20 protein-coding genes and 1 pseudogene are annotated in these 25,883 nt (G+C 41.9%); 9 read left to right on the forward strand and 12 right to left on the reverse strand.

The annotated features are described in order from the left end of the window. Positions 1-42 precede the first annotated feature (42 nt). The 5 genes from thiS to IEY03_RS01440 all read left to right on the forward strand — a co-directional run bounded on the left by thiS (position 43) and on the right by IEY03_RS01440 (position 4,045). Complete coding sequence (thiS, locus tag IEY03_RS01420) at positions 43-246, forward strand: sulfur carrier protein ThiS (RefSeq protein WP_188839550.1); 204 nt, start codon at positions 43-45, stop codon at positions 244-246. A gap of 2 nt (positions 247-248) precedes the next feature. Next, positions 249-1,025: a thiazole synthase gene (locus IEY03_RS01425; RefSeq protein ID WP_188839551.1), complete on the forward strand. Its 777-nt coding sequence runs from the start codon at positions 249-251 to the stop codon at positions 1,023-1,025. Then, positions 1,025-2,152, forward strand: coding sequence for a 2-iminoacetate synthase ThiH (gene thiH, locus IEY03_RS01430; RefSeq protein ID WP_188839552.1), 1,128 nt, complete (start codon positions 1,025-1,027; stop codon positions 2,150-2,152). The genes IEY03_RS01425 and thiH overlap by 1 nt, the downstream gene beginning before the upstream one ends. Positions 2,153-2,221: 69 nt before the next feature. Continuing rightward, on the forward strand, positions 2,222-2,503 hold the full coding sequence (locus tag IEY03_RS01435; protein ID WP_188839553.1) for a chemotaxis protein: 282 nt from the start codon (positions 2,222-2,224) through the stop codon (positions 2,501-2,503). Between the two features lie 66 nt (positions 2,504-2,569). After that, entirely contained in the window at positions 2,570-4,045 is a 1,476-nt protein-coding gene (locus IEY03_RS01440; protein ID WP_188839554.1) for a putative metalloprotease CJM1_0395 family protein, read from the forward strand. Here the strand turns inward: IEY03_RS01440 and IEY03_RS01445 are convergent. Then, on the reverse strand, positions 4,021-4,944 hold the full coding sequence (locus tag IEY03_RS01445; RefSeq protein WP_188839555.1) for a LysR family transcriptional regulator: 924 nt from the start codon (positions 4,942-4,944) through the stop codon (positions 4,021-4,023). The two genes, IEY03_RS01440 and IEY03_RS01445, sit on opposite strands and share 25 nt — an antisense overlap. A gap of 242 nt (positions 4,945-5,186) precedes the next feature. Next, positions 5,187-5,729: pseudogene (locus IEY03_RS01450) on the reverse strand (DUF4287 domain-containing protein). A 676-nt stretch (positions 5,730-6,405) separates the two neighbouring features. Between IEY03_RS01450 and bufA2 the strand changes: the two are divergent. The 3 genes from bufA2 (at position 6,406) to IEY03_RS01465 (ending at position 8,760) form a co-directional block, all read left to right on the forward strand. Continuing rightward, the gene (bufA2, locus tag IEY03_RS01455) at positions 6,406-6,864 is read left to right on the forward strand and encodes a BufA2 family periplasmic bufferin-type metallophore (RefSeq protein WP_188839556.1); all 459 of its coding nucleotides are present in this window, start codon (positions 6,406-6,408) and stop codon (positions 6,862-6,864) included. 145 nt (positions 6,865-7,009) lie between these two features. Next, entirely contained in the window at positions 7,010-7,954 is a 945-nt protein-coding gene (gene bufB, locus IEY03_RS01460; protein ID WP_188839557.1) for an MNIO family bufferin maturase, read from the forward strand. Then, positions 7,951-8,760, forward strand: a complete 810-nt coding sequence (locus IEY03_RS01465; protein WP_188839558.1) for an HvfC/BufC N-terminal domain-containing protein — start codon at positions 7,951-7,953, stop codon at positions 8,758-8,760. The genes bufB and IEY03_RS01465 overlap by 4 nt, the downstream gene beginning before the upstream one ends. 277 nt (positions 8,761-9,037) lie before the next feature. On the opposite strand, the gene IEY03_RS01470 is transcribed toward IEY03_RS01465, so the two are convergent. The 7 genes from IEY03_RS01470 to IEY03_RS01500 all read right to left on the reverse strand — a co-directional run bounded on the left by IEY03_RS01470 (position 9,038) and on the right by IEY03_RS01500 (position 18,585). Continuing rightward, positions 9,038-9,385: a hypothetical protein gene (locus IEY03_RS01470; RefSeq protein WP_188839559.1), complete on the reverse strand. Its 348-nt coding sequence runs from the start codon at positions 9,383-9,385 to the stop codon at positions 9,038-9,040. A gap of 103 nt (positions 9,386-9,488) precedes the next feature. Next, a complete protein-coding gene (locus IEY03_RS01475) occupies positions 9,489-10,526 on the reverse strand; it encodes a DUF262 domain-containing protein (RefSeq protein WP_188839560.1) in 1,038 nt (345 codons plus the stop codon). Beyond that, positions 10,523-11,563, reverse strand: a complete 1,041-nt coding sequence (locus tag IEY03_RS01480; RefSeq protein WP_188839561.1) for a hypothetical protein — start codon at positions 11,561-11,563, stop codon at positions 10,523-10,525. Before IEY03_RS01480 ends, IEY03_RS01475 begins: the two co-directional genes overlap by 4 nt. A 104-nt stretch (positions 11,564-11,667) precedes the next feature. Next, on the reverse strand, positions 11,668-12,306 hold the full coding sequence (locus IEY03_RS01485; protein WP_188839562.1) for a hypothetical protein: 639 nt from the start codon (positions 12,304-12,306) through the stop codon (positions 11,668-11,670). A 757-nt stretch (positions 12,307-13,063) separates the two neighbouring features. Beyond that, on the reverse strand, positions 13,064-14,731 hold the full coding sequence (asnB, locus tag IEY03_RS01490; protein WP_188839563.1) for an asparagine synthase B: 1,668 nt from the start codon (positions 14,729-14,731) through the stop codon (positions 13,064-13,066). A 405-nt stretch (positions 14,732-15,136) separates the two neighbouring features. Next, the gene (locus IEY03_RS01495) at positions 15,137-16,813 is read right to left on the reverse strand and encodes a M28 family metallopeptidase (RefSeq protein ID WP_188839564.1); all 1,677 of its coding nucleotides are present in this window, start codon (positions 16,811-16,813) and stop codon (positions 15,137-15,139) included. A 395-nt stretch (positions 16,814-17,208) separates the two neighbouring features. Then, complete coding sequence (locus IEY03_RS01500; protein WP_188839565.1) at positions 17,209-18,585, reverse strand: L-serine ammonia-lyase; 1,377 nt, start codon at positions 18,583-18,585, stop codon at positions 17,209-17,211. A gap of 300 nt (positions 18,586-18,885) precedes the next feature. On the opposite strand from IEY03_RS01500, the gene nagZ reads away from it, so the two are divergent. Continuing rightward, entirely contained in the window at positions 18,886-19,902 is a 1,017-nt protein-coding gene (gene nagZ, locus IEY03_RS01505) for a beta-N-acetylhexosaminidase (protein WP_188839566.1), read from the forward strand. Positions 19,903-20,645: 743 nt separating this feature from the next. Here the strand turns inward: nagZ and IEY03_RS01510 are convergent. The 3 genes from IEY03_RS01510 to IEY03_RS01520 are packed head-to-tail and all read right to left on the reverse strand — an operon-like array spanning position 20,646 to position 25,838. Next, positions 20,646-21,689 (reverse strand): peptidoglycan binding protein CsiV, encoded by a 1,044-nt coding sequence (locus IEY03_RS01510; protein WP_188839567.1) that lies wholly within the window; start codon positions 21,687-21,689, stop codon positions 20,646-20,648. Further along, a complete protein-coding gene (mfd, locus tag IEY03_RS01515; RefSeq protein WP_188839568.1) occupies positions 21,689-25,198 on the reverse strand; it encodes a transcription-repair coupling factor in 3,510 nt (1,169 codons plus the stop codon). Before mfd ends, IEY03_RS01510 begins: the two co-directional genes overlap by 1 nt. Before the next feature lie 28 nt (positions 25,199-25,226). Next, a complete protein-coding gene (locus IEY03_RS01520; RefSeq protein WP_188839569.1) occupies positions 25,227-25,838 on the reverse strand; it encodes a hypothetical protein in 612 nt (203 codons plus the stop codon). Positions 25,839-25,883: the final 45 nt, after the last annotated feature.

Raw genomic sequence — 25,883 nt, forward strand, 5'->3', positions numbered from 1 at the left:
ACGACAACAAATGAAGCAAATTGAAACCAGTAAGGATTGTCAGTGATAGAAATACACATCAATGGCGAGTCGCAACAGCTTGCTGCCAATATCACTTTGGCCGAGATACTCGCACTGAAGCACATAACGCCGCAAAGTGTTGCTGTGGTGGTAAATCACACCATTATACCGCGCAGCCAATGGTCACAACACCAGTGTCAAGCAGACGATCAGCTTGAATTTTTTTCTGCAGTATCGGGGGGGTAATTATGTTAACGATAGCCGATCATCAATTTGAATCACGTTTATTTACCGGCACAGGAAAGTTTACCAACTCGGCAACCATGCTGGCATCTATAGAGGCATCGGGGTCGCAATTAGTGACCTTAGCCATGAAGCGCATCGATTTTAAAATGGGTTTAGATGATTTACTCAGTCCATTGCAATCGCGTGGGGTTAAACTGTTACCTAATACCGCTGGGGCAAGAAATGCCAAAGAAGCCATATTTGCCGCTGAACTGGCTTATCAAATGTTAGGCACTAAATGGATTAAGCTGGAAATTCACCCCGATCCCAAATATTTACTGCCCGATCCCATTGAAACCCTCAATGCAGCCCAAGTGCTGTGTGAAAAGGGCTTTATTGTATTGCCTTATATTCATGCTGACCCAGTGCTTTGCCGAAGATTAGAAGAGGTTGGCTGTGCTGCGGTGATGCCATTAGGAAGTCCAATAGGCAGTAATCAAGGATTGGCCACCGAAGCTTTTTTGAAAATCATTATCGAGCAGTCATCTGTACCCGTGATAGTGGATGCGGGTATTGGCGCGCCGTCACAAGCGTGTCGGGCGATGGAAATGGGGGCAGACGCAGTGTTGGTGAATACTGCCATTGCCAGTAGCGCTAATCCTATTTTAATGGCGCAATGTTTTCAGCAAGCGGTACAAAGTGGGCGCAAGGCCTACAAGGCAGGTTTAGGAGCGGTAAGTCATAATGCCAATAATACCAGTCCTCTTACTGGCTTTTTAACCACTCGTAAGGTGTCGTAATGAGTTTTTCAGCGCGTTTTAGCCAGTTGAATATTGATGATTTATCAATGAAGCTTTATGCCTCTACACCCGCTGATGTTGAGCGGGCATTGCAATATCCTAGTGGCAATTTAAGCAGCTTGATGGCATTACTATCTCCCGCAGCAGAAGCTTATATTGAACAGATGGCGCAGGCTGCGGCGCAAATTACTCGCCAGCGCTTTGGCGCTAATTTGGGGCTATATTTACCGCTATATTTATCTAATTTATGCGCTAATGAATGTGATTATTGTGGTTTTAGCATGAGCAATAAAATCAAGCGAAAAACCCTTAATGATGACGAATTACTTGCAGAAGTCGACATCATCAAATCGCGGGGGTTTGATTCAATTCTATTGGTTTCAGGTGAGCATGAAACCAAAGTCGGTATCGAATATTTCGCTCACGTTTTACCACAAATAAAACAACATTTTAGCTATGTTGCGATGGAGGTGCAGCCGTTAAAAACCGACGAGTACCAGCGGCTAGTCGCACTCGGTTTAGATGCCGTAATGGTTTACCAAGAAACCTATCAACCTCAAACGTATACAAAACACCATACCCGAGGTAAAAAGCAGGATTTTATCCAGCGTTTAGATACTCCAGATAGAGTTGCTAAGGCGGGGGTTGATAAAATTGGCTTAGGGGTCTTGCTCGGCTTGGATGATTGGCGGCTAGATGCTCTGCTAATGGGATATCATCTCGATTACCTTGAGCGCCATTATTGGCGCACTCGTTACAGTATTTCACTGCCAAGGCTTAGACCTTGTACCGGCGGCATTGAGCCAAAAGTGCTGCTAACCGATACCGGGTTAGTGCAAATGATTTGCGCTTTTAGACTTTTTAATCAACAGCTTGATATTAGTTTATCAACGCGTGAAACACCTGAATTAAGAGATAATTTACTGCCGCTAGGTGTAACTCAACTCAGCGCGGGCAGCTCAACTCAGCCAGGAGGTTATCAGCAACCGGATAGTCAATTAGATCAATTTGAAATCAGCGATGAACGCACTGTGGCTGAAGTGATCGCTGCCATGAAAACCCGTGGCTTTAACCCAGTATTTAAGGATTGGGAAAAAGCATGGGGACTTAACAACGCCAATGGTTAAATACTGTACATTTATGCCAGCATGAGCGATACTGTTTAGCAGGCTCACCTGTTTATTTAAGGACGTTTTATGCAAATTCAATCCGCGTATTCATCGGGTGTTCAAGGTTTACAAAGCTCACAGCAGGGTCTTGCTCAAGCTACCACTGCTGTAGCCGCGCCTGATCCAAAGCCAACTGCACCGCCAGCACAACAAGATACGGTCACATTAAGTAGCCGTGCCGTTGATCAGTCTGATAAAACAAGTGCGTTGGTGTCTGCTGTTGAGTCACAACAGCAAGGCGAAGCCTCAGTTAAAGTGATAGAAGCTGCCACTGAAACAGTGGGTAGCATTATCAATATTGAGGCTTAATAACTAAGCTGGTTGTTGATTTAAATATAAACTCTTCAACCAAACTTAGCTTATTAGTGATGAAAAATGGATATTCGTCAATCAAGCTTAACCATGAATTCTCTCCAACCTGCTGCGACTCAATCAAAGCAGGTTTCGTCATTAGCTGCTAATTCTGCTGCCACCATGGCAACGTCTATTGCACCAAGTCACTCTGCCTCATTGACAAGTGTCACAACAAATATTACTAAGTCAGCTGCGCTGACTAGCCCATTAGTTTCGAGCCCCTCAGTTGCTAACTTAAGTACAGTATCAACCCCTGCAACGGGATCATCTGTCCCAAAGGTTACAGCCACGTCTGTCGCTGCAGTATCAACATCTTCGGCAGCAGCGGTATCACCAAACCAGAGCAACAGTTTTAACTTACGTACCGGGCCTAGCCAAATTGGTGGTTTTAATCCTGGGCAAATAGCTAATTTATCTGGGGAAATATCGGGCACAACAGCATCATTTACCGCGTTAGCTGATGCAAGTACTGCCCCAACAAGCACCAATAACGCTATTAATTCAGGATCGAATTCATTATCTGATACCACTCCAGTCGCCAATCCTTTTGAATCAAGTTCACCCTCGTTAGATGGCGCAAACGATGCCGCCGCACAAGAGAGGATAAATCCATTTGAGGATACAGGCTTGATAGATGATGCTACTCAGCAAGATGCATTACCTCCAGCCATGCAAGAGTCTGTTAAACAAACTGAACCTCAAAAACAACAAGCTGTTCAAGCTGAATCTAACCAGACTAATGAACAGTCTGATGCAGAAAAAGCCGCTGAACACGCTGAGAAACAAGTAAAGGCGCAACAACAAAAACAGGTTCAAGCTGAGCAACAAATCATCAGTGAACTGTCAAAGCGCGATATTGAAGTGAAAACCCATGAACAAGCCCATAAAGGCATAGGTGGGATGTTTGCCCAAAGCCCGTCATTTTCATATGAAAAAGGGCCAGATGGTAAGCGCTATGCGGTTGATGGTGAAGTGCAAATTGATGTGGGGGTGATCAAAGGCGATCCCCAAGCCACTTTTAACAAAATGCAAAAAGTGTATGCCGCGGCTATGGCGCCCAATCAGCCATCAAGTGCTGATATTCGGGTTGCGGCAGAGGCGGTGCAAAAAATGAATCAAGCCAAAGCTGAAATGGCCGAACAAAGACAGGAAAAAATCGTTCCAGCAGAAGACATTCAATATATCAATGAATTAGCCAATATTTATAAACAGGCAAATGTGGAACAAAATGGCTTTCAGGAGTCGCAATTAACCCCGTTCGCATTACCTGATAACAATGATGCTATCCCCAAAGTGACCTTTGGTGTGAATAATGAGGCCGATGAAGTGTCTAACCCTGCAAGTCGATTTATTGAGAAAATGAATCAAGCAGTCGATACGCAATCGCCACAAATGCCATCGGCCACTTTAGCTTACCTCAAAAATCAACAGCCAGAGTCCACCAATAACTTACCCACCTATGATAAATCCTATCAAGCTTTAGCCTTTTCGGTATAAGCCGTCATCGCCTCAATACCATGTTGAAGTGAAATTAAACTTTCAAGCAAACGGCTAGCTGGCCCTTGTCTGTCACGGTTGGGAATAATGATATTTAGGGTGATCCTGCGCTGATAGCTGCCATGCAACTTGAGTTTGTGTAATTTGCCGTGTTTTAAATGATCTTCAACCAAAAAATTGGGGATCCAACAAAATCCCATTTTTCGGCCTAATATGACTTTGGCTTCATGAAAATTGGACACAGTAATCCGCTGCTCTGCTTTTAACCACCCAATATCATTCATAGAGTTAGAGCCCGTATCTTTGATGACTACCTGTAAATGCTGTGCCAGTTGTTTTTCATCTTCTATGACATCAAGTTGAGCTAAAGGATGATCAGGATGACAAACCAAATCAAAATCGCACTCGCATAGTGGTTGTGCTAAATGTCCGCGCGGTGGCGTAGCGCAAATGGCAATGTTAACCATTTGCTGATTAATTAAATCATGGGTGCCAGATATCACTGAATCAAGTACGGTCACTCGAGTGCCACGGCTAAGTGGAATAAAAGCTTCAAGCGCATCGACTAACTTTTCAGTTGGGTAAATAATTTCTTTGGCTATGGTTAAACTGGGTTCCCAACCTTGGCCTAAGTTGGTTGCAAGCTGTTCAAGCTCATCAACGGATTGTGTAAGGTGACGTGACCGACGCAGCAATACTTCACCTTGTTCGGTTAGGTAAGCTTTGCGACCTTTCACTTCGAGTAACTGAATACCCAATTGATGCTGCAGTTTGGCTACCGCATGATTAAGTGATGACTGGCTTTTATTGAGTTGTTCGGCCGCCTGAGCATAGCCACCATGATCAACCACTGCTTGTAAAATTCGCCATTGCTCAAGGGTGGATTTTGCACGAGTCATATCAAAGCCTTTATTGTCATATTCAGTTAGTTGAATGGCGTTAACCAGCACTCAGATAGTAGCATTTTGTCGCACAAAACATAGTGAAGAGGGCGCTTTTAAATCTGTTATCAGTATGGCATCACTTTCTATTAGCTTGAGACTGAATATGGGTGCATGTGGCATTAACAACTGAAAATACAAATAAGCAGGCTTGAAACACGGTCATATAGCATAGCGCGGCCTAAACTGTTTTGTTTTGACTAAACCGATGCCGCGTATGCTTTTGCTAGCCATTCTATCAGTTCGGCATCAACGTCAGATATATTGTTAAGCTGTATTCTATGCGTGCACATGGTGCCAAATGGACCAGAATCTTCTAGGCGGCCTTGAACTTCGGCTCCTTTTAACTTCAAGCCCAAGTCTATTCTCGTTTAAGTTGCTGGTTTAATTAAGGCAAACTGATTTTTTCTAATGAAACTGACACTGCCTTTCTTGGGGGTAATGACAATATCTTCGCCTAATTTGCATATTTCAGAGAGCAAAATGTCATAAATCGGTTTAAGCAGCTCTTTACCAAGATACTGATTTAAAACCAAATCGTCTGGTGAGTCAGTTTGTTGCTTAGATAAAGTGACAATTGTATTTGCAAATCCATGTGTCACGCCATACTCAGTTTTCAAAAAATTCACCGCAATAGAGTGCTTTTAAAAATGTTTTTTATTCAATATTTGAATCCATTCTTCCAGCTTTTTCCCCGTTTTATCAGGCATATTTTCAATCATTGTTTGTAGTGCTTGATCCATATACTCCACCTTTTGATTCAAAATATAACGCTTGGCTTGACTGTCCCGAAGCGAAACTACTTCAACAACAGCCACTTGAGAGCACCCAGTATAGGCATTAACTTATGAGGTGAAAGCCTCCGCATAAGGTTCACCGTTACTCTTTTCCATTAGAGAATAACATACCGTTATTAAAGGTTAACGACTTGAGAATGGCAAGGGCTGATGAGCAGGGAGGTTTTTCCATATTGGCTCACCATGGCATTTATTCACCGACACGCACAGTTTTTGATTTAAACAAGAGCGATCCTATAAACTCGGCCGCCCCAAGCATGGGGCGGACGGGCGGCTCGCAAATACTCATGGTTCACAGTTGCCGCATTTAGGTAAGTTGAAGGCTTAAAAAGTCTAACTGATATTGAGTGTTTTAAGCCTCACATTTGAATGTAAAAGTAAGGTTATTTATAAAGTTTACTCTGACCTGAATTATTATTTTAATCTTTATTATCATGAGGTTGAATCGGAATGGTAACGGTGTTTTAACGCAACAATAAGCTTATTCAAAAAAATACTTGTAAGATCTCCTGCACTATAAAGGTCTTTATCTGTACCTCGCTGTAGTCACTATGTAAATAATCAAAGATGCTACCGCAGGGTTAAAATCAAATTGAATTATTATCAAGCAAAGGGATACATCATGAACACTAAAGCAAAAAGTAGCCTAACAGGCGCAGCATTAGCACTGGCAATGGCGAGTTTGTCAGGTCAAGCAATGGCAGCTGAAACAAGCTCAGCACCTTTAGCTGCTGGCGAAACAGATTTAGTTCATTGTTATGGCGTAAACGCTTGTAAAGGTCACAATGACTGTAAAACGGCAGATAACGCCTGTAACGGTCAAGCAAGCTGTAATGGTACTGGTTTTGTTGGCATGCCATCAAAAGCCTGTGCTGATGTCGGCGGTACGCAAAAAGACGATTGGGTAGGCAAGGTCACTGAAGCAGACTTAGTCCATTGTTATGGTGTTAACGTGTGTAAAGGCCATAACGATTGTAAAGGCGCTGACAACGCGTGTGGCGGCATGGCTAGCTGTAAAGGTACTGGTTTTGTGAGTACTACGGCAAAATCATGTGGCGACATTGGCGGTAAAACAAGCTAAGTCGGTTTAGTCTGATGGCTCTGTCCTGAATTATCCTTTCAGGGCCATCAAGTTTTGCGGATACCATCTACTTTAAACTAACCCAATATTAAATAAATACTCCCCTATTGATGTTAGAAATAATTGTATTTAAATAGGATCTCCCATGCCAGATACACGTATTAAAGAAGACTTTCTCGGATTCGGTTTGGGCTTACGTACAGATCATTTCGAGCATATTTTACAACATCAACCCGATATTGATTGGTTTGAAGTCTTGTCAGAAAATTACTTAGTTGCTGGCGGTAAACCTCGATATTATTTAGAAGCGATTGCAGAACAATATCCTGTAGTGATGCATGGCGTATCGATGTCAATTGGCAGTACCGACCCACTCGATATGGACTACCTTAAAGCATTAAAAACACTCAGTAATGATATTCAGCCTAAATGGATTTCAGACCATATTTGTTGGACCTCCATTCACGGCATTAATAGCCATGATTTACTGCCTCTGCCTTACACCGAAGAAACCGTGAATCATGTTGCTGAGCGTGTGCGTATTGTGCAGGACTTTTTAGGTCGACGAATGCTGTTAGAGAACGTATCCAGTTATTTGTCATACCAAGACTCGACCATGGATGAATGGGACTTTTTAAGCCAAGTGGCAGAATCGGCTGATTGCTTAATTTTACTCGACATTAATAACATTTATGTCAGCGCTCGTAATCATCATTTTAACCCACTCGATTATCTTAAAAAAATAGACCCTCGTCGGGTACAACAATTTCATTTAGCCGGTCACAGTGACTTTGGAGATTATGTCATTGATACCCATGACCATGATGTGCCGCCTTCTGTTTGGACACTTTACCAAGCCGCACTAGAACGCTTTGGACCTGTGAGCACCATGATTGAGCGCGATGCGAATATTCCCGAATTTCCCGCGTTATACCAAGAATTGCTTGAAGCGAAACATATTGCAGAGTTAACCCTGCCCGAAAATGCCGAATTAGCCCGTTCAAGTTTTGGTACTCGTTCACTTGATGGCTTAAATAAGCAGATCAGCACTCATTACGTGTCACAGCAACCAGTCAGGGCAAAACAATGAGCCGTTTAGTTGAGATTCAACAGCAATTTATGCAGTATTTACTTTCTGATGCTGCCGATACTCAGCACGGACAAATTCAGTCGATAATGAAAGCTAACGTGTCTGAACAAGCGGGGATCAGTGCCAATGATCGCCTTCAAATTTATTCCAACGCTTACCGGATCCGCTTAAAAGAAACCATTGAAACCGACCACCAGCTACTTGGGGTATATTTGGGAGACCATTTATTTGATAAAATGGCCGCCGACTATACTCGTCAATATCCCTCAAGTAATAAATCTTTGCGCCAATTTTGTGATGATTTACCAAACTTTCTACAACAAGATGATTTTTTTAAACAACATCCCATTATTGCTGATTTAGCCCGATTTGAACGTCGTTTGCTGAATGCCTTTGACGCAGCTGATAGCCCGCGCACAAGCTTTAGTGATTTACAGGCTATATCGCCAGAATTTTGGCCCAATTGCTGTTTACGCTTTCATCCTAGCGTACAAATATTCACTTGTAACAGTAATGCTGTCGAAGCCTGGCAAGCATTAAAAGTGGATGCCACGCCGCCAGAGCCAGACTATCAGTCGCAAAGAGCATGGTTACTATGGCGCGGTGAATCGCGCCTAACAGAGTTTGCTTCATTAACAGCAGCTCAACATGCATTACTATTGGGATTTATTCAGGGCAACAACTTTGCCGACCAATGCGAGCAAATGCTGGAATGGCACAATGAACAATCGGCCCCTCTAATGGTGTTACAAACCTTACAAGCTTGGTTTCAACAGGGTTTGATTAGAGCCGTAGTGAGTAATTAGATGATTGTGATAAAAGCGATTTAAGAACATGAGTTATTGAGTAGTTATAAAACAGCGGGGATACAGCAAGTGCTGAGTATCTTAAGAAGGCTGGACTATTTTCACTAGAGATGGATAGGCTGCAGTTCATCATTCGACATGGTTCACAGTTGCCGCATTTGGGTAAGTTGAAGGCATAAAAAGTCTAACTGATATTGAGTGTTTTAAGCCTCGTATTTGACTGTAAGACTGAAAGCATTAGGTTTTTATAAAGTTTATTCTGACTCGACTTATTAAGCTACCTATTACGTATTTCTAAAGACATATCAGGCGCATCTTGCCAATTTATTTGCTTAATATCTGTTACACATGATGATGCTGGGCGAGAGCTTTTATATGAATTAACCCCTGAGACCTGCCCTTTGTAAAACCATATAACTCGATAATCATGATATCCGAATCCAGCGCCTGTCTGACAGTATTGCCATGCTTCATTATCACCTTTAAATTGACGGTCATCAGGTGTACCCATAACGGTAGTAACTTGCTCTTTTGTGTCTCCAGAATTAACAAGCAGTGCTTTCTTGTCTAGTGACCCACAACCAAAAAGTGAAACAGTAACGCATAACAATATGACAAACTTCATTAGTATTTCCTTGGTGACATAACGCCTCAAACCCCGGCGCAGCTCCGCTGCGACCGCGTGCTTTGATTTGTTATATGCTTCTCTAATTTCATTTCAATGCTCTCTACCGCAAGCAAAACTCAATTAAAGCACTTTTTCTTTTAGTTCTTTGGCTCTTTCCTTTTGTGGCATTCATCATGCTTTGCTTATACCTAGCTATCTCTGGTGCTGCTTGATAGTCTGCATTTTTATATACAGAAAAGAATTCGTGCAGCTTTTCCTTAAGGGAAGTTCCTTTTCCTTCAGTAAAGCAGTAGTATGAAAACGCCCAAACCCCATATAAGTGACTAACACCGGAAACGTTATAATCAGAGAAATTTAACTCAAAACCTTTTAATATATTATCTACCCCAGAAAAACTCTGTTCCAATTCCTCCCAGTTAATAACAGTAGATCTCGCATATTTAGCATAATAATCATCAAGAAGTTTTTGAGTCGATGAAAGTTCAACACCTTCAATTAAAAGAAAAATAAGCTCTGATATTAACTCAATATCTTCCATTCTATTTTTATTAGTGATTTCTAGTTCATCATTCCAGAATTCAGATTTTGCTATCTTGAATGCAAGTGATATTAAAGGAGAGTCGTAGTAATTGGAGTGCCTCAACTCTTGCCCAGTTAGCTTTTCGCCGCTACGATTTAATCGGTCAAATATCTTGTCTACGACCTTATCATCTTTCGTATAAACATATTCTATAGGTAATGGGTACCTCCAGAATTCCTCAAGAATACTTTCCAACCCATCATTACTTTCAAGGTCGCTAAATGTAAGCCCCGCAAGCCCATCATCATGAAGAGGATCGGTGTCATCATCGATAGTAGATATTTCATTATCTATAAATCTGAATATAGAAGTTAGTCGCTGTTTTCCATCAATGACTTCAAAATAGGTTTTTCCTTGCTTATCAATATGTTCCCGAAGAAATATTGGAGGTATAGGTATATTTTTCAATATACTATCTATAAGCAGAGATTGCTGCTCATCACTCCATACACTTTTTCTCTGATATTCAGGATTAAGATTAAACTTTTTTAGTATCCTACCTTCATTCAGAGAAGATATAGTCATTGTATTGGATTTTCTATCAATTCTTATGCTCATAGCACTAACTCCGAAAGAATGTCACTTCCGTCAAAATGTATATAATTTTTAAAGAGGCTATTAATAACAGATTCAAAATATTGATCCATAGAAGGATTAATATTTACCATATCTATTTCATCTGAAGGCGCTATCAATATATTGTCAATTTCAGCTCTATCAACATGCCAATAAGATATTCCTGAAATTATCATAAGATCATCCTTTTTAAGCTCTTTGATCTTAGGTTCGTAGATTTGCCTTAAGCTTGCATTCCATCCATCTCTAGTTCTGTTTACATCGCCTGCAGGTGGTATCAGAAAAATGATGGGATTATTTGTACACAAATCATCGTATTTCACTTGGATATCTGTTGCAGAGCAATCCGCCTTTAAACCTTGGTAATTAATATTAAAGCTAGAAAGAGGCAGATCTTCTTTATATTTAAAGCTGATCGAACCATGCGGTTTAAACAACCTAAACTTACAATCGCCACCGGCTTTTGTCATTGGAGGTAGTTCAAATTCAATACCTAGTTTTAGTAAAACTCTCTCGAGCCAAATGTCATAGTTGTATGTAATTATCACTACTTCTTCTACGACACTTGAGTCATTCAAAGATTTCAGATACTTGGCCCATGACCAATCAGAAATATCATCGGGTATGTCAGCAAGCTTGTTGTTGTAATCGATGAATAGGTACTTAAGGTATGAAGTTAATTCCTTATACGCTCTTAGGTATTTTTGGTCTGGGCCTATATCATTTGAACCAGTCAGGGCATAAACATTAACACTAGTAACTATTTTTTCGATAATTTCCATTGTTTCTGTTTTAGACAGATAAGGTCTAGCCCCCAAATCCCATAGGTTAGGTGTGTATTTTTTCGACAGAAATCCTGGGTTTTTATTTGAAGGCCACTTTAGCTTTGCTCCATGAGAAAAGAGGTTTGAAACATCTATACCATTCCATATTTCTGGCTTTTCCTTCGACAGATGATTAAGGAAATCTATTGAAACTCCATTCCCCAGAACAATGCATACCTTTTTTTTCTTTGCCATAATTATCTTCTTAGCTGCTCCGAGTGAGTTTTTGATTTTGCATATAACGCCCAATTCAGCTGGCAATTGAAGCGCAGCGAAAATTGATCCGCTGCAGTTGCTTGTTAAACCTCGCCAACACGAAGAATACCCCTAAAGTCTTCTTCAACAGCCTTGCGAGCTTGGCCCATTTCATAATTTACTTTTTCAAACAACTTTTGGAGGTTCGGAGTATTACCCTGACCCAATGATTCACCAGAATTGATCGCTACTCGAGCTTGGTCGAGCGTTTGCGCTGCGGACACATAAAACTCAGATACTCTTTTGGCTATATCAGCAGAAAAATATATTTTGTTCTTCTCAAAGCTTTCAACAAAAGAATCAAATTTTGGTAGCGCCAATTCATATGCTTCTTGTTTTAACGGTTTGTCCCTACCGAAGTAATCTGGTCGAATTGTGTCGTAAATTGCCTCGTGTAGCTCAACTAATAGCTTGTATACATCATCAATAATTGCGGCACGTTTTTCGATTAGCTTTGCATGACCTAATTGCGCAGCATGTCTTTCAATCTGTAATTCATGCTCAAGTGATTGAGTTTGACGTGCATGTGAGGATTCAATCTGCTTCAGTGCTGCATCAAATTGGTATTTTTCCCTCAGGTGAATTCGGTTTTTCCATATGGCACCTAAAAAAGCGGAAAATGCAGCTAGTATGACCGCTACTTCCCCAATTTCTTTTAACGTAAAGCTTAAAACTTCATCCATTATCAATTACTACTCCATGAGGTTTAACAGCTTATTGAACGGCGCATCATTCAATGTCGGCAGTTTATAATAACATTCTATTTTTCTATTTTATTGATATAAAATACTTTTTAACAATTACAAAGCAAAGCGTGCAAAATGTATTTTGAATAATATTGTAACGCTATGAATGAATAAAATTACAATATAATTAATCCCTTACGAAAATTATCAAATGTAAGTACCTAAAACTTATGAATGACTTTTAAACAAATTAGGACAGAGTGAGCTTTATAGTTCAGATGATTGTTACATCATGATTGACTGGCTTTATCATCCCTAATAGGCGTAATCGAAACTTGAGTTCGAGTTAACCTTGCGCTGTCCTTAAGTGTCTACACTTTATTCTGGCTTGAGGCGATAATCAATGCCTTGTGTCACATTATTTGAAATATTTCATTTAAAAATAACAACTTGTATCAATACGTATCTAGCAAAGCAAAATCGAAGAGATTACGTGGCGGCGTGCAAATGCGGCTGCGACCTTTGCCAGCAGGGCCACTATTTGACATCCATGTCATCGTGGCATTTGTGATTCCATTCACATCAGATTCTGACGTAGAGACATTATGGAAGTGCTTGCGGCGTGTCGCAGAAGTGTTTTCACAAAGCTTAAACTTGTTAGGTCAGAATAAAAAAACGCCCGTGATATTAGTCGCGGACGTTTAGGTTTTGCTAGAATCTAGAATCTAGAATCTAGCATCTAGAAGCGAGCAGATTACTGGTAACTGCTGGCGTGGACGTTACGTACAGCACGACCTGATGGGTCGATAATGCCGCGTAAACTTTCATCCCATGCTAGTGCTTCTGGCGTAGAGCAGGCTACCGATTTGCCACCGGGTACGGTTTCAGCAGCGCTGGCTAATGGGAAAAACTCTTCAAAGAAACAGCGATAGAAGTAGGCTTCTTTGGTTTCTGGTGTGTTGTACGGGAAACGGAATTTCGCGTTAGCTAATTGCATATCATCAACGTGTTTTGCTGCATGATCTTTTAATCCGTCAATCCATGAATATCCCACACCGTCACTGAACTGTTCTTTTTGACGCCATGTCACTTCTTTAGGCAATTTGTGTTCAAATGCCTGACGCAGTATGTGTTTCTCAATTTTGCCATTTTTCGACATTTTTGCTTCTGGGTTGATGCGCATTGCCACATCCATAAACTCTTTATCTAAGAAAGGCACTCGTGCTTCTAATCCCCATGCTGCCATGGCTTTGTTAGCACGTAGACAATCAAATAAATGTAATTTATCAAGCTTACGGACTAATTCTTCATGGAAAGCCTGCGCGTTTGGTGCCTTATGGAAGTATAAGTAGCCGCCAAACAGTTCATCTGCGCCTTCGCCTGATAACACCATTTTAATACCCATAGCTTTAATTTTTCGGGCCATTAAATACATAGGTGTTGCTGCACGAATGGTTGTAACGTCATAGGTTTCTAAATGATAAATCACTTCTTTAATGGCATCTAAACCTTCCTGGAAAGTATAGATAATAGGGTGATGAATGGTGCCAATGGCATCAGCCACTTTTTGTGCTGCCACTAAATCTGGTGATTCAGCTAAACCCACAGCAAAAGAATGTAACTGTGGCCACCATGCGCCAGTTTCACCATCGTTTTCAATACGATGTTTGGCATAGGTTTGGGTAATTGCCGACACAACCGATGAATCTAAACCGCCCGATAGCAATACACCATAAGGCACATCAGACATCAGTTGGCGTTTAACCGCGGCTTCTAATGCATCACGTAACTCTTCAACACTGGCTGGGTTGTCTTTTACCGCATCAAACTCCATCCAATCACGGACATAGTATTTGGTTGGTTTGCCATCGGCTGAGTATAAATACTGTCCAGGTAAAAATTCTGCCACAGTTTTACACACTGGCATAAGCGCTTTCATTTCTGAGGCAATATAGAAGTTGCCCGCACTATCGTGACCTGAATACAGAGGAATAATCCCCATATGATCACGACCCACCAAATAGGTGTTTTTAGCTTTGTCATACAGTACAAAAGCAAAGATGCCGTTAAGTTTATCTAAAAAGTCGCAACCGTATTCTTGGTATAAAGATAAAATCACTTCACAGTCAGAGTTGGTTTGGTATTGGTATTTATCACCTAAATCAGCTTTAAGTTGCTTGTGGTTATAAATTTCACCGTTTACCGCTAAAACAAGGTTGCCATCTTGGCTAATTAGCGGCTGAGCACCGTGGTCAACGTCAACAATCGCTAAACGTTCATGGGCAAGAATGGCCTTGTCGTCAGCATAAATACCAGACCAATCTGGTCCGCGGTGACGTAACAGTTTTGACATTTCAAGTGCCACTTGGCGCAGCTCACTTGCATCTGATTTGATATCTAAAATTGAAAATATTGAACACATAATACCGCTCCAGCAACATTGTTTAATCTTTATCTGTTTTGTACTTTGCCAGCATTTTCTTCACTCGCCAAGTGTTATTTTTGATTAAATCTCATGAAAATCGTATTTTTAGAGACAATATCATCGTTTTGGTTCGTTATTAATAAGGATAATTCAGTCAAAACAGCTAAAAGTTGATTTATGTTCATTTATCTTGCCGAGGATAGGCAATTATTGAAGAATTGTTAGTGGTGTTGCTGAAGATAAATAAATCCTCAGGCAGTGTTGTTTGCCGATTTTTTGCACAAAAACAGATAGATTGCGCTGAGTTGTACTAATGAGATCAGTTTGTTGGCAAATAAAAAGACCAGAAGCTTGGCTTCTGGTCTTTGGCTTTATATCTTATTTGGGGGGAAGATAAATAGGTTACTTGGCTGGACGCAAGTGATTAAACTCTGAGCCGACAAGGTATCCAGGCCAATCTTGGTTATTGCCAAGTGTTTGTGCGGCTTGGTAATACACTTCTAAGTCCTGTAATGCGCCGGATAAATCCCATGACTCATGATAATGATCACAGACGTTGTGGTAACAGCCTTTCATGGTTTTTTCCATGTCAGTTTTATAGGCCGCGGTAGCATCATCTAGTGGTTCACTGCCACCACCAGCAAATACGGCTGGTACGCCGTACTTAGCAAAGCTGAAGTGATCTGAGCGGAAAAACCCGCCAGATGCTGGGTTACGCTCTGATTTAACTTCGCGGTTTTGCAGTTTTGCCGCATCGGCTAGATAGTTTTCTAATTCTGACTGACCTTTACCAACGATAGTGTAATCTTTGGTTTTACCATAGACATTGGTGCTGTCTAGGTTGAATACCGCAACCGTTTTGTCTAAAGGATAAATTGGATTGGCGGCATAATAACGTGAACCTAATAAACCTTGTTCTTCACCTGTTGTGGCGATAAAGGTGACTGAGCGTTTCAGGCCATTGCCTTGTTTTGCTTGCACCGCAAACTGGCGGGCAATTTCCATAATGCCCGCCGTGCCAGAGGCATTATCTAGGGCACCGTTATAAATTTGATCGCCTGTTTTGGTGTCATCTTTACCTATGTGATCCCAATGCGCGGTGAACAATAATTGCTCATCAGCTTGAGTCGAGCCTTTTAAGGTGGCGACAACATTATAACTGTCAGCATATTCTGCTTTATTGGCAAATTGAATATTGGCTGTTTGGGCTAGATCAACGTTGACCGCCTGATCCGCCGCGCGCTCCATTAAGGTTTGCAGCGAGAATCCTGCTTTAGTAAATAACTGCGTAGCCGCAGTTAATGTCATCCAGCCTTCAACTTGAATACGATTTTTAGCTTCATCTGTGTTTAACGCTAAATCCTGTTGCGGGCCTGTCCAACTGTTTTCAACCACAGACCAAGGGTATGAGGCGGGTTTAGTATCGTGAATAATGATGGCGCCCAATGCACCTTGACGGCTGGCTTCTTCAAACTTATAACTCCAACGGCCATAATAGGTCATGGCTAAGCCATTGAACTGGCTGCCTTCAGGATGAGCAAAACCTGGATCGTTAATCAATATGACGGCAATTTTACCTTTCATATCTAGATCAGTGTAATCATTCCATTGATACTCAGGTGCGTTAATTCCATAACCGACGAACACCAGTGGCGTATTTTCAATGCTTATTTGCTCATTGGCATGACGACTACTCAGTACAATATCTTGACGATATTGCATTGGTAAATTGGCTAAGGTAATGCTTTGCTGTTCGCTTGGGGTGTAGGTCACCATAGGGACGGCTTGTAAAAAACTGCCTTGGTTTGCCCCAACTAAACCCATGTCGGTAAACTGTTTGGTTAAATAATCTAAGGTCAGTTTTTCCCCATGGGTGGTAGGGGCGCGGCCTTCAAATTCGTCAGATGATAATGTCTTAATATCAGCACGAAAACGCGCTTCATCGAAGATAACATTGGCAGCGGCTTGATTAACTTGGCTAGTTTGTTGGGTATGTTCAATCTGCGGTTGTGCGTCTTGATCGCCGTTACAGGCACTCACCATAAGAGCAATGGCGCATAATGGAAATAAATGCTTCATCAGTATTCCAATTGTTTTTATTCGTTGTTGGTTACTCTAGTGGAGGCATAATGAAGCAAGCCAGCACCTGATAACAAGTGTGTTGCTTTTAAAATGTGTTACCTAATGTAAATAACCCCAGCGTGGGATAATAAATACATATTAAGCACCTCTTTATATCGCTAGCTGGGTTAAATTGAGTGCGAATTAAAACGTGTTACTGTGTGTTGAATGGTGTTTATTTTTGATGATGCTTGTTTTAACCAAGGCAATGGCGTGGGCTAGAAGAGTGGCTGCTGAACAAAATTTCAAGGTAGAGGTTAAGCCTTGCACATCTGAAAGCCGTAGTTAAAAAAGCAATAAAAAAGCCAACCTATGACAGTTGGCTTTGTTTAACTTAACTCAATGGCTAAGGATTAACACTCAACAATATTTACCGCAAGACCACCTTTGGCGGTTTCTTTGTACTTACTGCGCATGTCTTTACCTGTATCCATCATGGTTTTGATCACTTTATCCAGTGACACTTTATGATTACCGTCACCACGTAAAGCCATACGTGAGGCGTTAATGGCTTTGACTGCGCCCATCGCGTTTCGCTCAATACAAGGCACTTGTACTAGACCGCCAACAGGATCGCAGGTTAAGCCTAAGTTATGCTCCATACCGATTTCAGCAGCGTTTTCTACATGCTCAACAGTGCCGCCCATGATCTCAGTCAGTGCGCCTGCTGCCATAGAACAAGCGACGCCAACTTCACCTTGGCAACCAACCTCAGCACCTGAAATAGACGCATTTTTCTTATATAAAATGCCAATCGCAGCGGCGGTGAGTAAATAGCGGCTACATACATCGATATCGACTTCTTGGACAAACATATCGTAGTAACATAAAACGGCTGGAATAATACCCGCAGCACCATTGGTTGGCGCGGTAACAACGCGATCGCCTGCGGCGTTTTGTTCATTCACCGATAGGGCAAATAAGTCAACCCAGTCCATTGCTGTGAGTGGATCTGTGTTATTGCGGCCTTCAGCTTTTAAGCGGCGATATAAAGAGGGCGCTCGGCGGCGAAGTTTAAGCCCACCTGGGAGAATCCCTTCTTTTTGATAACCGCGTTCAACACAGGTTTTCATGGTTTGCCAAATCTTCCATAAACCTTGTTTAACTTCATCTTCAGTGGCAATGCTCAGTTCATTTGCCATCATCAGTGATGAAATACTTAAGCCATTTTCACAACATAACTCCAATAGTTGTGCTGCACTGTGAAAGTCAAAAGGGGCCTGTTTAATCGGTGTTGCAGGGGATGCATTACGCTGGGTAATTTCATCTTCATCAAGAATAAACCCACCACCGACCGAGTAATAAGTACGTTGATATATGATTTCGCCTTTCGCTAACGCATAAATTGTCATGGCGTTGGCATGAGCCGGTAAGGTTTTGCGGCGATGGTATGTGATCCCGTCTTCTCGGGTAAATTTAACATAGCGGCCATCGGCAAGTTTTAACTGTTGATCTTTAGAGGCTGATTCTAAAATGGCGTCAATGGTGTCAGTGTCTACGGTTTCAGGATCTTCACCCATTAACCCTAAAATAACCGCTTTACCTGTACCATGGCCTTTACCTGTTTGACCTAAAGACCCAAATAATTCGGACTGCAGCTCATCGGTGCTGTTTAGCAGGTTATGTTCTGCTAATTTTTCCATGAAGATTTTACCGGCTTTCATTGGACCAACTGTGTGGGAACTTGATGGGCCTATGCCTATTTTGAACATGTCAAAAACGCTGATCATTATATATAGCCTTTGTTAGGTCGTTTATTGTTTTAGTTATTTGAGAGTATTATCATCGCGCTATTAACATTATCAATTCACTGCCGCGTAGATATTTCACTATAGACGATCATGAACTGATTTGTGTTACTTCTCATATACAAATAGTAATGAGCGGCTTTAAGATGGAACACTCAGTTATTGTATAGAGTATCCCATAGTTTTTAATGGTATTGCTCATTAGTTTTTTTTATGCATTTTTTTCAGATTAGCCTGACTTATACATCAATGGATTCAGGATAAAATATTAGAGGTATTCGTTTGAGTTATTTAATGATGGATCTGGCGGGTTTAAGTGTATCGGCTCTTGAAGCGGAACAACTACAACATCCGCAAGTGGGTGGAATAATCCTATTTAGTCGCAATTTTTCTAATAAAGACCAATTAGTCGAGCTAGTTAAGCAGGTTAGGGCAATTAGGCCTGAGCTACTGATAGCGGTCGATCATGAAGGTGGGCGAGTACAAAGATTCAAAGATGGCTTTACGCATATACCCGCTATGGGCGATATTTTACCCGCAGCCGATGGCGACATGGCATTAGCAAAACTGTGGGCTAAAGAGTGTGGTTTTTTGATGGCCGTTGAGTTGTTGGCATGCGACATTGACTTAAGTTTTGCACCAGTTTTAGATGTAAACGGTATAAGCGAAGTGATAGGTAAACGCAGCTTTAGTCCAAAGCCTGATGAGGTTGCCACTTTAGCTGAGGCATTTATTAGTGGTATGCAACAGGCAGGTATGGCGGCGGTAGGAAAGCATTTTCCTGGTCATGGCAGTGTGGCGGCCGATTCACATATTGCTATGCCAATTGACAGCCGCACTCAAGCTGAAATTGAAGCATTTGATATGCAGCCGTTTGTCAGCTTAATGGCAAAAGGGCAATTAAATGGTGTTATGCCAGCCCATGTGATCTACGACAAAGTCGATCCCAATCCTGCGGGATTTTCTCAATACTGGTTGCAAGATGTTTTGCGTCAGCGGTTAGGATTTAAAGGGGTTATTTTTTCAGATGATTTAGGGATGAAAGGCGCAAGTTTTGCTGGCGACTATTTAGGTCGTGCCAAAGCGGCATTAGATGCGGGCTGCGACATGATATTAGTCTGCAATGATCCCGTTGGCGTAGAGGCATTATTGTCAGACTTTGTATGGCCAAGTTTACCACCAGTAGCAAATGCCATGAGTTTAAAACCTCAGCCATTAACCGTGGTGAATGCCTTAGAGCAGGATGCGCGCTGGCTTAACGCGATTGAAATGGCCAAGCACATTCATCAGGCCGTTTAATGTGTGTTAGCGATGTTGAGCCTGTGTCGCTTTTATCGAGCGCATTGATGACTGTTTTGCCTTAGAGATTTTTAGGTTTTTATACAGGGTTAGTTGCCGCAGTTACCATCACTTTTTAAGCTAAAATTGGCCTAAAAGTGAGTGGTTTGTGTATTTTTAGAGCATTTAGCCAGGCGAAAAAGACTAAAGATGGCAAAAAACGTATCATCGTGATACAAATTGATACAGATAGTGTTTGAAATGCGATTCTGATGCTATCTGTAATGTCATATTTTTACTGTTTTATGCAATTTTTGCAGGCGGCTATCTTTGGTAGCCGCTTTTTTATTATCTCTTTATTATTGCTTCTTTTTTATTGCCGCTTGGTATTATCGCGCTTAATTACCCCCCAAAAAAATGCCACCTAAAAGTCTGGTGTTGCAGTATTGCTTAATATTCTGGCTGCAACTGCAACTGCAACTGCAACAGCATGGGATTTTACATCACCTCAACTTAGGTTAAGGATGAATAAACAAGATATAAATAGTTTACATTCAATAGTTTGAAATCAACCTTGAGCTTTGTGCTGATAACCAGCTGACTTTACGTGATTTATGGGTATTTAGCGGGGCTTTTGTCTGTTAATTCAACGCAGTAGTGCTGCAAAGCGCGGTTAAATATGGGTTTATTATTTCGCTCTGTGGCCATAAAAAAACCGGAGAATAACTCCGGTTTAATGTGCAACAGTTTACTCAATGGTGAATTTATTGAGAATAGGGTTGGATCACACCTGATTGAGTCCCTTGTGATGGCTCAGTTTGTGGCAAACTTTGCTGTATCGGCTCACCTAAATCAATTGGTTTTACCATGCTTGGTTGTGCCATTTTTCTGATTTGCATCACAATACCCATTTGCGGGTGATCAAAATAATGGATTTCACCGCTACGGACACGACGGTTTTGAGTTAAAGGGATTGACTGCAAAAACGGCTGCATGGTCTTTTCTACTTGCATATTCACGGCATCGAATTGATTAAACTCACTGCGGTTTGACTCGACAAGTTTTTGTGTCGGCTTACGTAATGCTAAGTTATTTTCGATGTATAAATAGTGGCTTAAATATATATTGATTGTGCCATCAAGCTCCCATACGGGTTTAACTTGCTCGGTTTGCATCATATTACCTAAAGTTGAATAGTCACTCATTGATAATTGATACGCAGGGGCACTGGTGCTTTGGCTGCTGACTTGCTGCCCGTGGTAGTCAAATTGCTTTGAATAATCTTTACCACCAAAAATACGCACCGCTTTGGCATAGCGTTTTGACTGCATATTTTGCTGCCAAGTTAGATGCACCATAGGTTTTACGTTGCGTTCGCGGCTAACGGTTCTAATAATGTCTTTAAATCGACTTTGGCTTTGTGCTAATAGCACTGGGCCTTGGTTTAAGTAGGCCTGTTGCGGACTGGATGCTGCAATTTCAACCGGTACTTGGCTAGGATGGCTGCGTACTGTGCTACTGGTTAACGGATCATTACAATCTGGGGTTATGTCAGTAGACCAATCATTGGAGGTGCAGCCACTTAAACTTGCGGCAACACCAGTGATGTCGGTGCTGATTAATGGCGTGATAAAGTCGATTGCGCGTTCATTAATTTGTGGCGCAGGAGTATTGATCCATTGCTCTAATGATTGGCTGTCACGCTCAAATATAAACACTTCCACTTCAAACCAAGATTCCGCCTTGGCTTGAACTGACATAGACAACGCACTCAGCGTTGCCATTGCTATCACTATTTTACGAAGCACTATTGCTCTCCAGTTTGATGTTTAGCAAGCTGTTCAAGTAAGGTTTTTAACAATCCGAGTCGCTTTTTACTTGTTTCAGCTGGAATGGTGAACTTTAACTTATTTGGCCCATCCATTCGATAGATTTGTGGCTGCTTTTGCAATAAATCGATGATAAACATCGGATCGACTTTGTGTTGAGCTCCAAATTCGATGCTGCCACCTTTTGCATGCATCTCAATTCGCTGTAATCCGAGTTCAGTGGCTTGATGCTTGTATAGGGTGATATCCATCAAATTGCGGGTTGGATCGGGTAACATACCGAAACGGTCAATAAACTCTACTTTAAGTTCATCAATCATTCGCTCTGAATCACAATTGGCAATGCGCTTATACAATGATAAACGCATATTGACGTCGCTGACATAATCTTCAGGTAGCAGCGCCGCAATGCGTAAATCGATATCACATATGGCGTTCATCATGTAAGCCAATGAGGGCTCTTTACCTTCTTTTAGCGCTTTAACGGCGGACTCTAACATTTCCATATACAGGCTAAAGCCGATTTTACTGATGTGGCCGCTTTGCTCATCACCGAGTAATTCACCGGCACCACGAATTTCAAGATCCTGAGTGGCCAGTAAAAAACCTGCGCCTAGATCTTCCAGTGCATCAATGGCTTCTAGCCGCTTACGCGCATCGGCTGTCATGCGTTTGGGATGTGGCGTCATCATATAAGCGTATGCCTGATGATGGGAGCGCCCCACACGACCACGTAATTGATGTAACTGGGCGAGACCAAACATATCGGCGCGGTGGATTAAAATGGTGTTGGCGCTGGGCACGTCAATACCGGTTTCAATGATGGTAGTACATACCAGCACGTTAAACCTTTGGTGGTAAAAATCAGACATGACTTTTTCTAAATCACGTTCGCGCATTTGTCCATGTGCAGTAACCACACGAGCTTCAGGAATAATGTCACGAATTTCTTGAGCGGCTTTTTCAATCGTTTCAACATTATTGTGCAAGTAATACACCTGACCACCACGCAAAATTTCCCGTAATATCGCTTCTCTTACCGTGGCAATATCGTACTCACGTACGAAGGTTTTAACCGCTAAACGTTTGGCTGGTGGCGTGGCAATAATGGATAAGTCACGCATGCCTGACATGGCCATATTCAAGGTACGAGGAATAGGAGTTGCGGTTAAGGTTAAAATATCTACATTGGCGCGCAGGGCTTTAATTTTTTCTTTTTGGCGGACACCAAATCGATGCTCTTCATCAATAATTAATAAGCCGAGATTATCGAAGTTGGCCTCTGCGGTGAGTAGTTTGTGCGTACCAATCACAATATCTACTTTACCTTCGCCTAACGCTTCGACAACTTGGCTTTGTTCTTTAGCGCTTTTGAAGCGTGACATTACTTCAATCACAATCGGCCAATCCGCGAATCGGTCTTTAAAGTTTTCATAATGTTGTTGAGCAAGCAGGGTGGTTGGCACGAGTACCACAACCTGTTTACCCGCATTGACGGCAACAAAAGCGGCGCGCATGGCAACTTCGGTTTTACCAAAGCCAACATCACCACACACTAATCTGTCCATGGCCATCGGCGCTTGTAAATCCGCTAGCACGGCATGAATTGCACTTTCTTGATCGACGGTTTCTTCAAACGGAAAACCTTGGGCAAAAACGGCGTATTCATCTTCATCTAACGACAATGCTTCACCAGGTCTTGATTGGCGACGGGCGTACACATCTAATAACTCAGCGGCGACATCACGAATACGCTCGATGGCTTTTTTCTTCGCTTTGGCCCAAGTTTCATTACCCAATTTATTCAGTTGGGTATTGTCATCATTACCAACACTGTAGCGGCTGATAAGGTGCAATGACGATACGGGGACATATAATTTATCTCCGCCGGCATATTCTAACTTTAAGTATTCAGCCACTAAGCCACCGGTATCAAGGGTTTCTAATCCTTGATACAGTGCAACGCCGTGCTCTAAGTGCACAATTGGTTGACCGACTTTTAATTCGGCTAAGTTTTTGACTAAAACATCTGAACTGACTTGTTTTTGTTTTTCTCGGCGGCGTTGCTGTGAAATTCGGTGACCGAATAGCTCAGTTTCACAAATGATACTGACTTTACCCTTAGCACCAAGCTCAAGCTCACAACCTCTTGATAATGGCGATACAATTAAGCCAATAAACTCTTTCGCGCTAACGTAATCATCAATATGCTTGAATAATTTAGGTTTAATGCCGATTTTGGCCAGTAACTCTACCAGAGCTTCGCGGCGGCCTTCAGACTCAGCCACAAATAGCATTTGTGGCTGCTTTTGGCTGTAATCCTGTAATGCCTGCATGGGTTGTTTAAGCTTATGGTTGGCATTGATATCACCAATCGGTTTTGCTTTAACCATTTGCGCCGCTTTAGGCGCTGACTCTGAGTCTAGCTGCCCATCATCCGTGACGGTTGCCTGAATAAACTGACTGCGCGGCATCGGTTTAAATGCGGCAAATAATTGTTCAGTTAATAAATACAGCTCTTTGGGTTCGAGTAACGGCCGGAGTGGATCGACGCGGCGATCTTCATAACGGCTATGTATTTCATTTAAGTGTTGTTCGCAGGCTTTCTCAATATCACCTAAGGTAATAAGTTGGCTTTGCTGGGGTAAATAATCAAATAATGAGGCACTGTCATCAAAAAATAATGGCAAATAGTTTTCAATACCTGCGGGCATGAGATTACGGCTAACCAGTTGATAAACAGACTCAGCCTCTTTTGATATCACTTCAAAACGGCGACGATAGCGTAATCTAAATCCTTCAATCGCGGCGCTGTCTGTTGGAAACTCTTTGGCTGGTAACATGCGAATGTGTTCAAGTGCCATGCCTGAGCGCTGGGTATCAACATCAAAAAAGCGAATTGATTCAACCTCGTCATCGAATAACTCAATTCGTAACGGTTGTTTTGATCCTGTTGGGAAAATATCAATAATTGAACCACGGATTGCGAACTCACCATGTTCGTACACTTGATCAACAATATGGTAGCCCGTGTCGGTAAGATGCTGACGTACTTGATCAAGACTATAAATATCGCCTTTTTTCAAAATCATGACGTTGGCGGTTAAAAAAGCCTTGGGTGGCAAACGCACCATCAATGTGTTAACCGGCACAATGACCACGTTGTGGCTGCTTTGGCTGATTTGCGCTAATGACTCAAGACGCTGCGAAATCAGATCCTGATGGGGCGAAAAACTGTCATACGGCAAGGTTTCACGATCGGGGAATAAACACACATTGACCGTAGAATTTGCCAGTAAATAACTTAATTCTGCTTCTAATGCTAGCGCACTTGGTGTGTCGTGGGTAACGACCAGACTGGTGCCTGAATGTTGGTTAATTAAGTTTGCCACTGTCAGCGCTTGGGAGACTCCGCCTAGCGTAGATAAAATTTGCTGATGTTGGCCTTTTTTGACACTTGGCGGGGCTGTTACACTAAATTGCTTCATGAAATTGATTAACTTGTATTAAGAGAACTTACAGATTGTCATTACGTTGCTGCTTGCGCAGTTTGAGCATTTTTTGTTGTACATTTAAGCTGGCTTTCACTAATTGCTCGATATCTTCATCTAAAATCTGGGTGTAGGTGAGTTCGATATGCCATGACGGTGAGGCTGCTGTTACGTCAAGCGCTTGGGCTTCTAGATTGACCTGTTTAGCGGCGGTGACTTTACAAATGCACAGCACAGCAACCACCTCAGCGTGAAGATAAATGTGGCAGCTAAAAAGAGATCCCACTGCAATTGGGGTAGTCGATTGAATACTTAAACCACTGCCACCAAATTGAAGCCCTTGATATTGTTGACCCGTTTGGGTTTCTTTTTCTAACACGTGCTGTAACACTAAGTCCACTTTACGCGATTGAAGTTTTAAAAATTCGACAATGGATTTTGTTTCGCTGTCTAGCTGGCGTAATTGCATTAAGCAGTTAGCTTCAAGCGCTTTGACTTCAGACAAGAGTTTCAAGCCCGTGGATTGCATTTGCCGCAATTGGTTATCGTCAGGTATCGGGCGTTGATTATCCCAAGCATTAAGATAAACATTAAACTCGTGAGGCACGCTAAAATAAGAATTGCTATCGTTTATCAAGGTTTGCCTCTTTATTTATCAAACTAATACCCCTATTATCGTGCC

The organism is Shewanella aestuarii (assembly GCF_014647215.1).
GTDB lineage: Bacteria > Pseudomonadota > Gammaproteobacteria > Enterobacterales > Shewanellaceae > Shewanella > Shewanella aestuarii.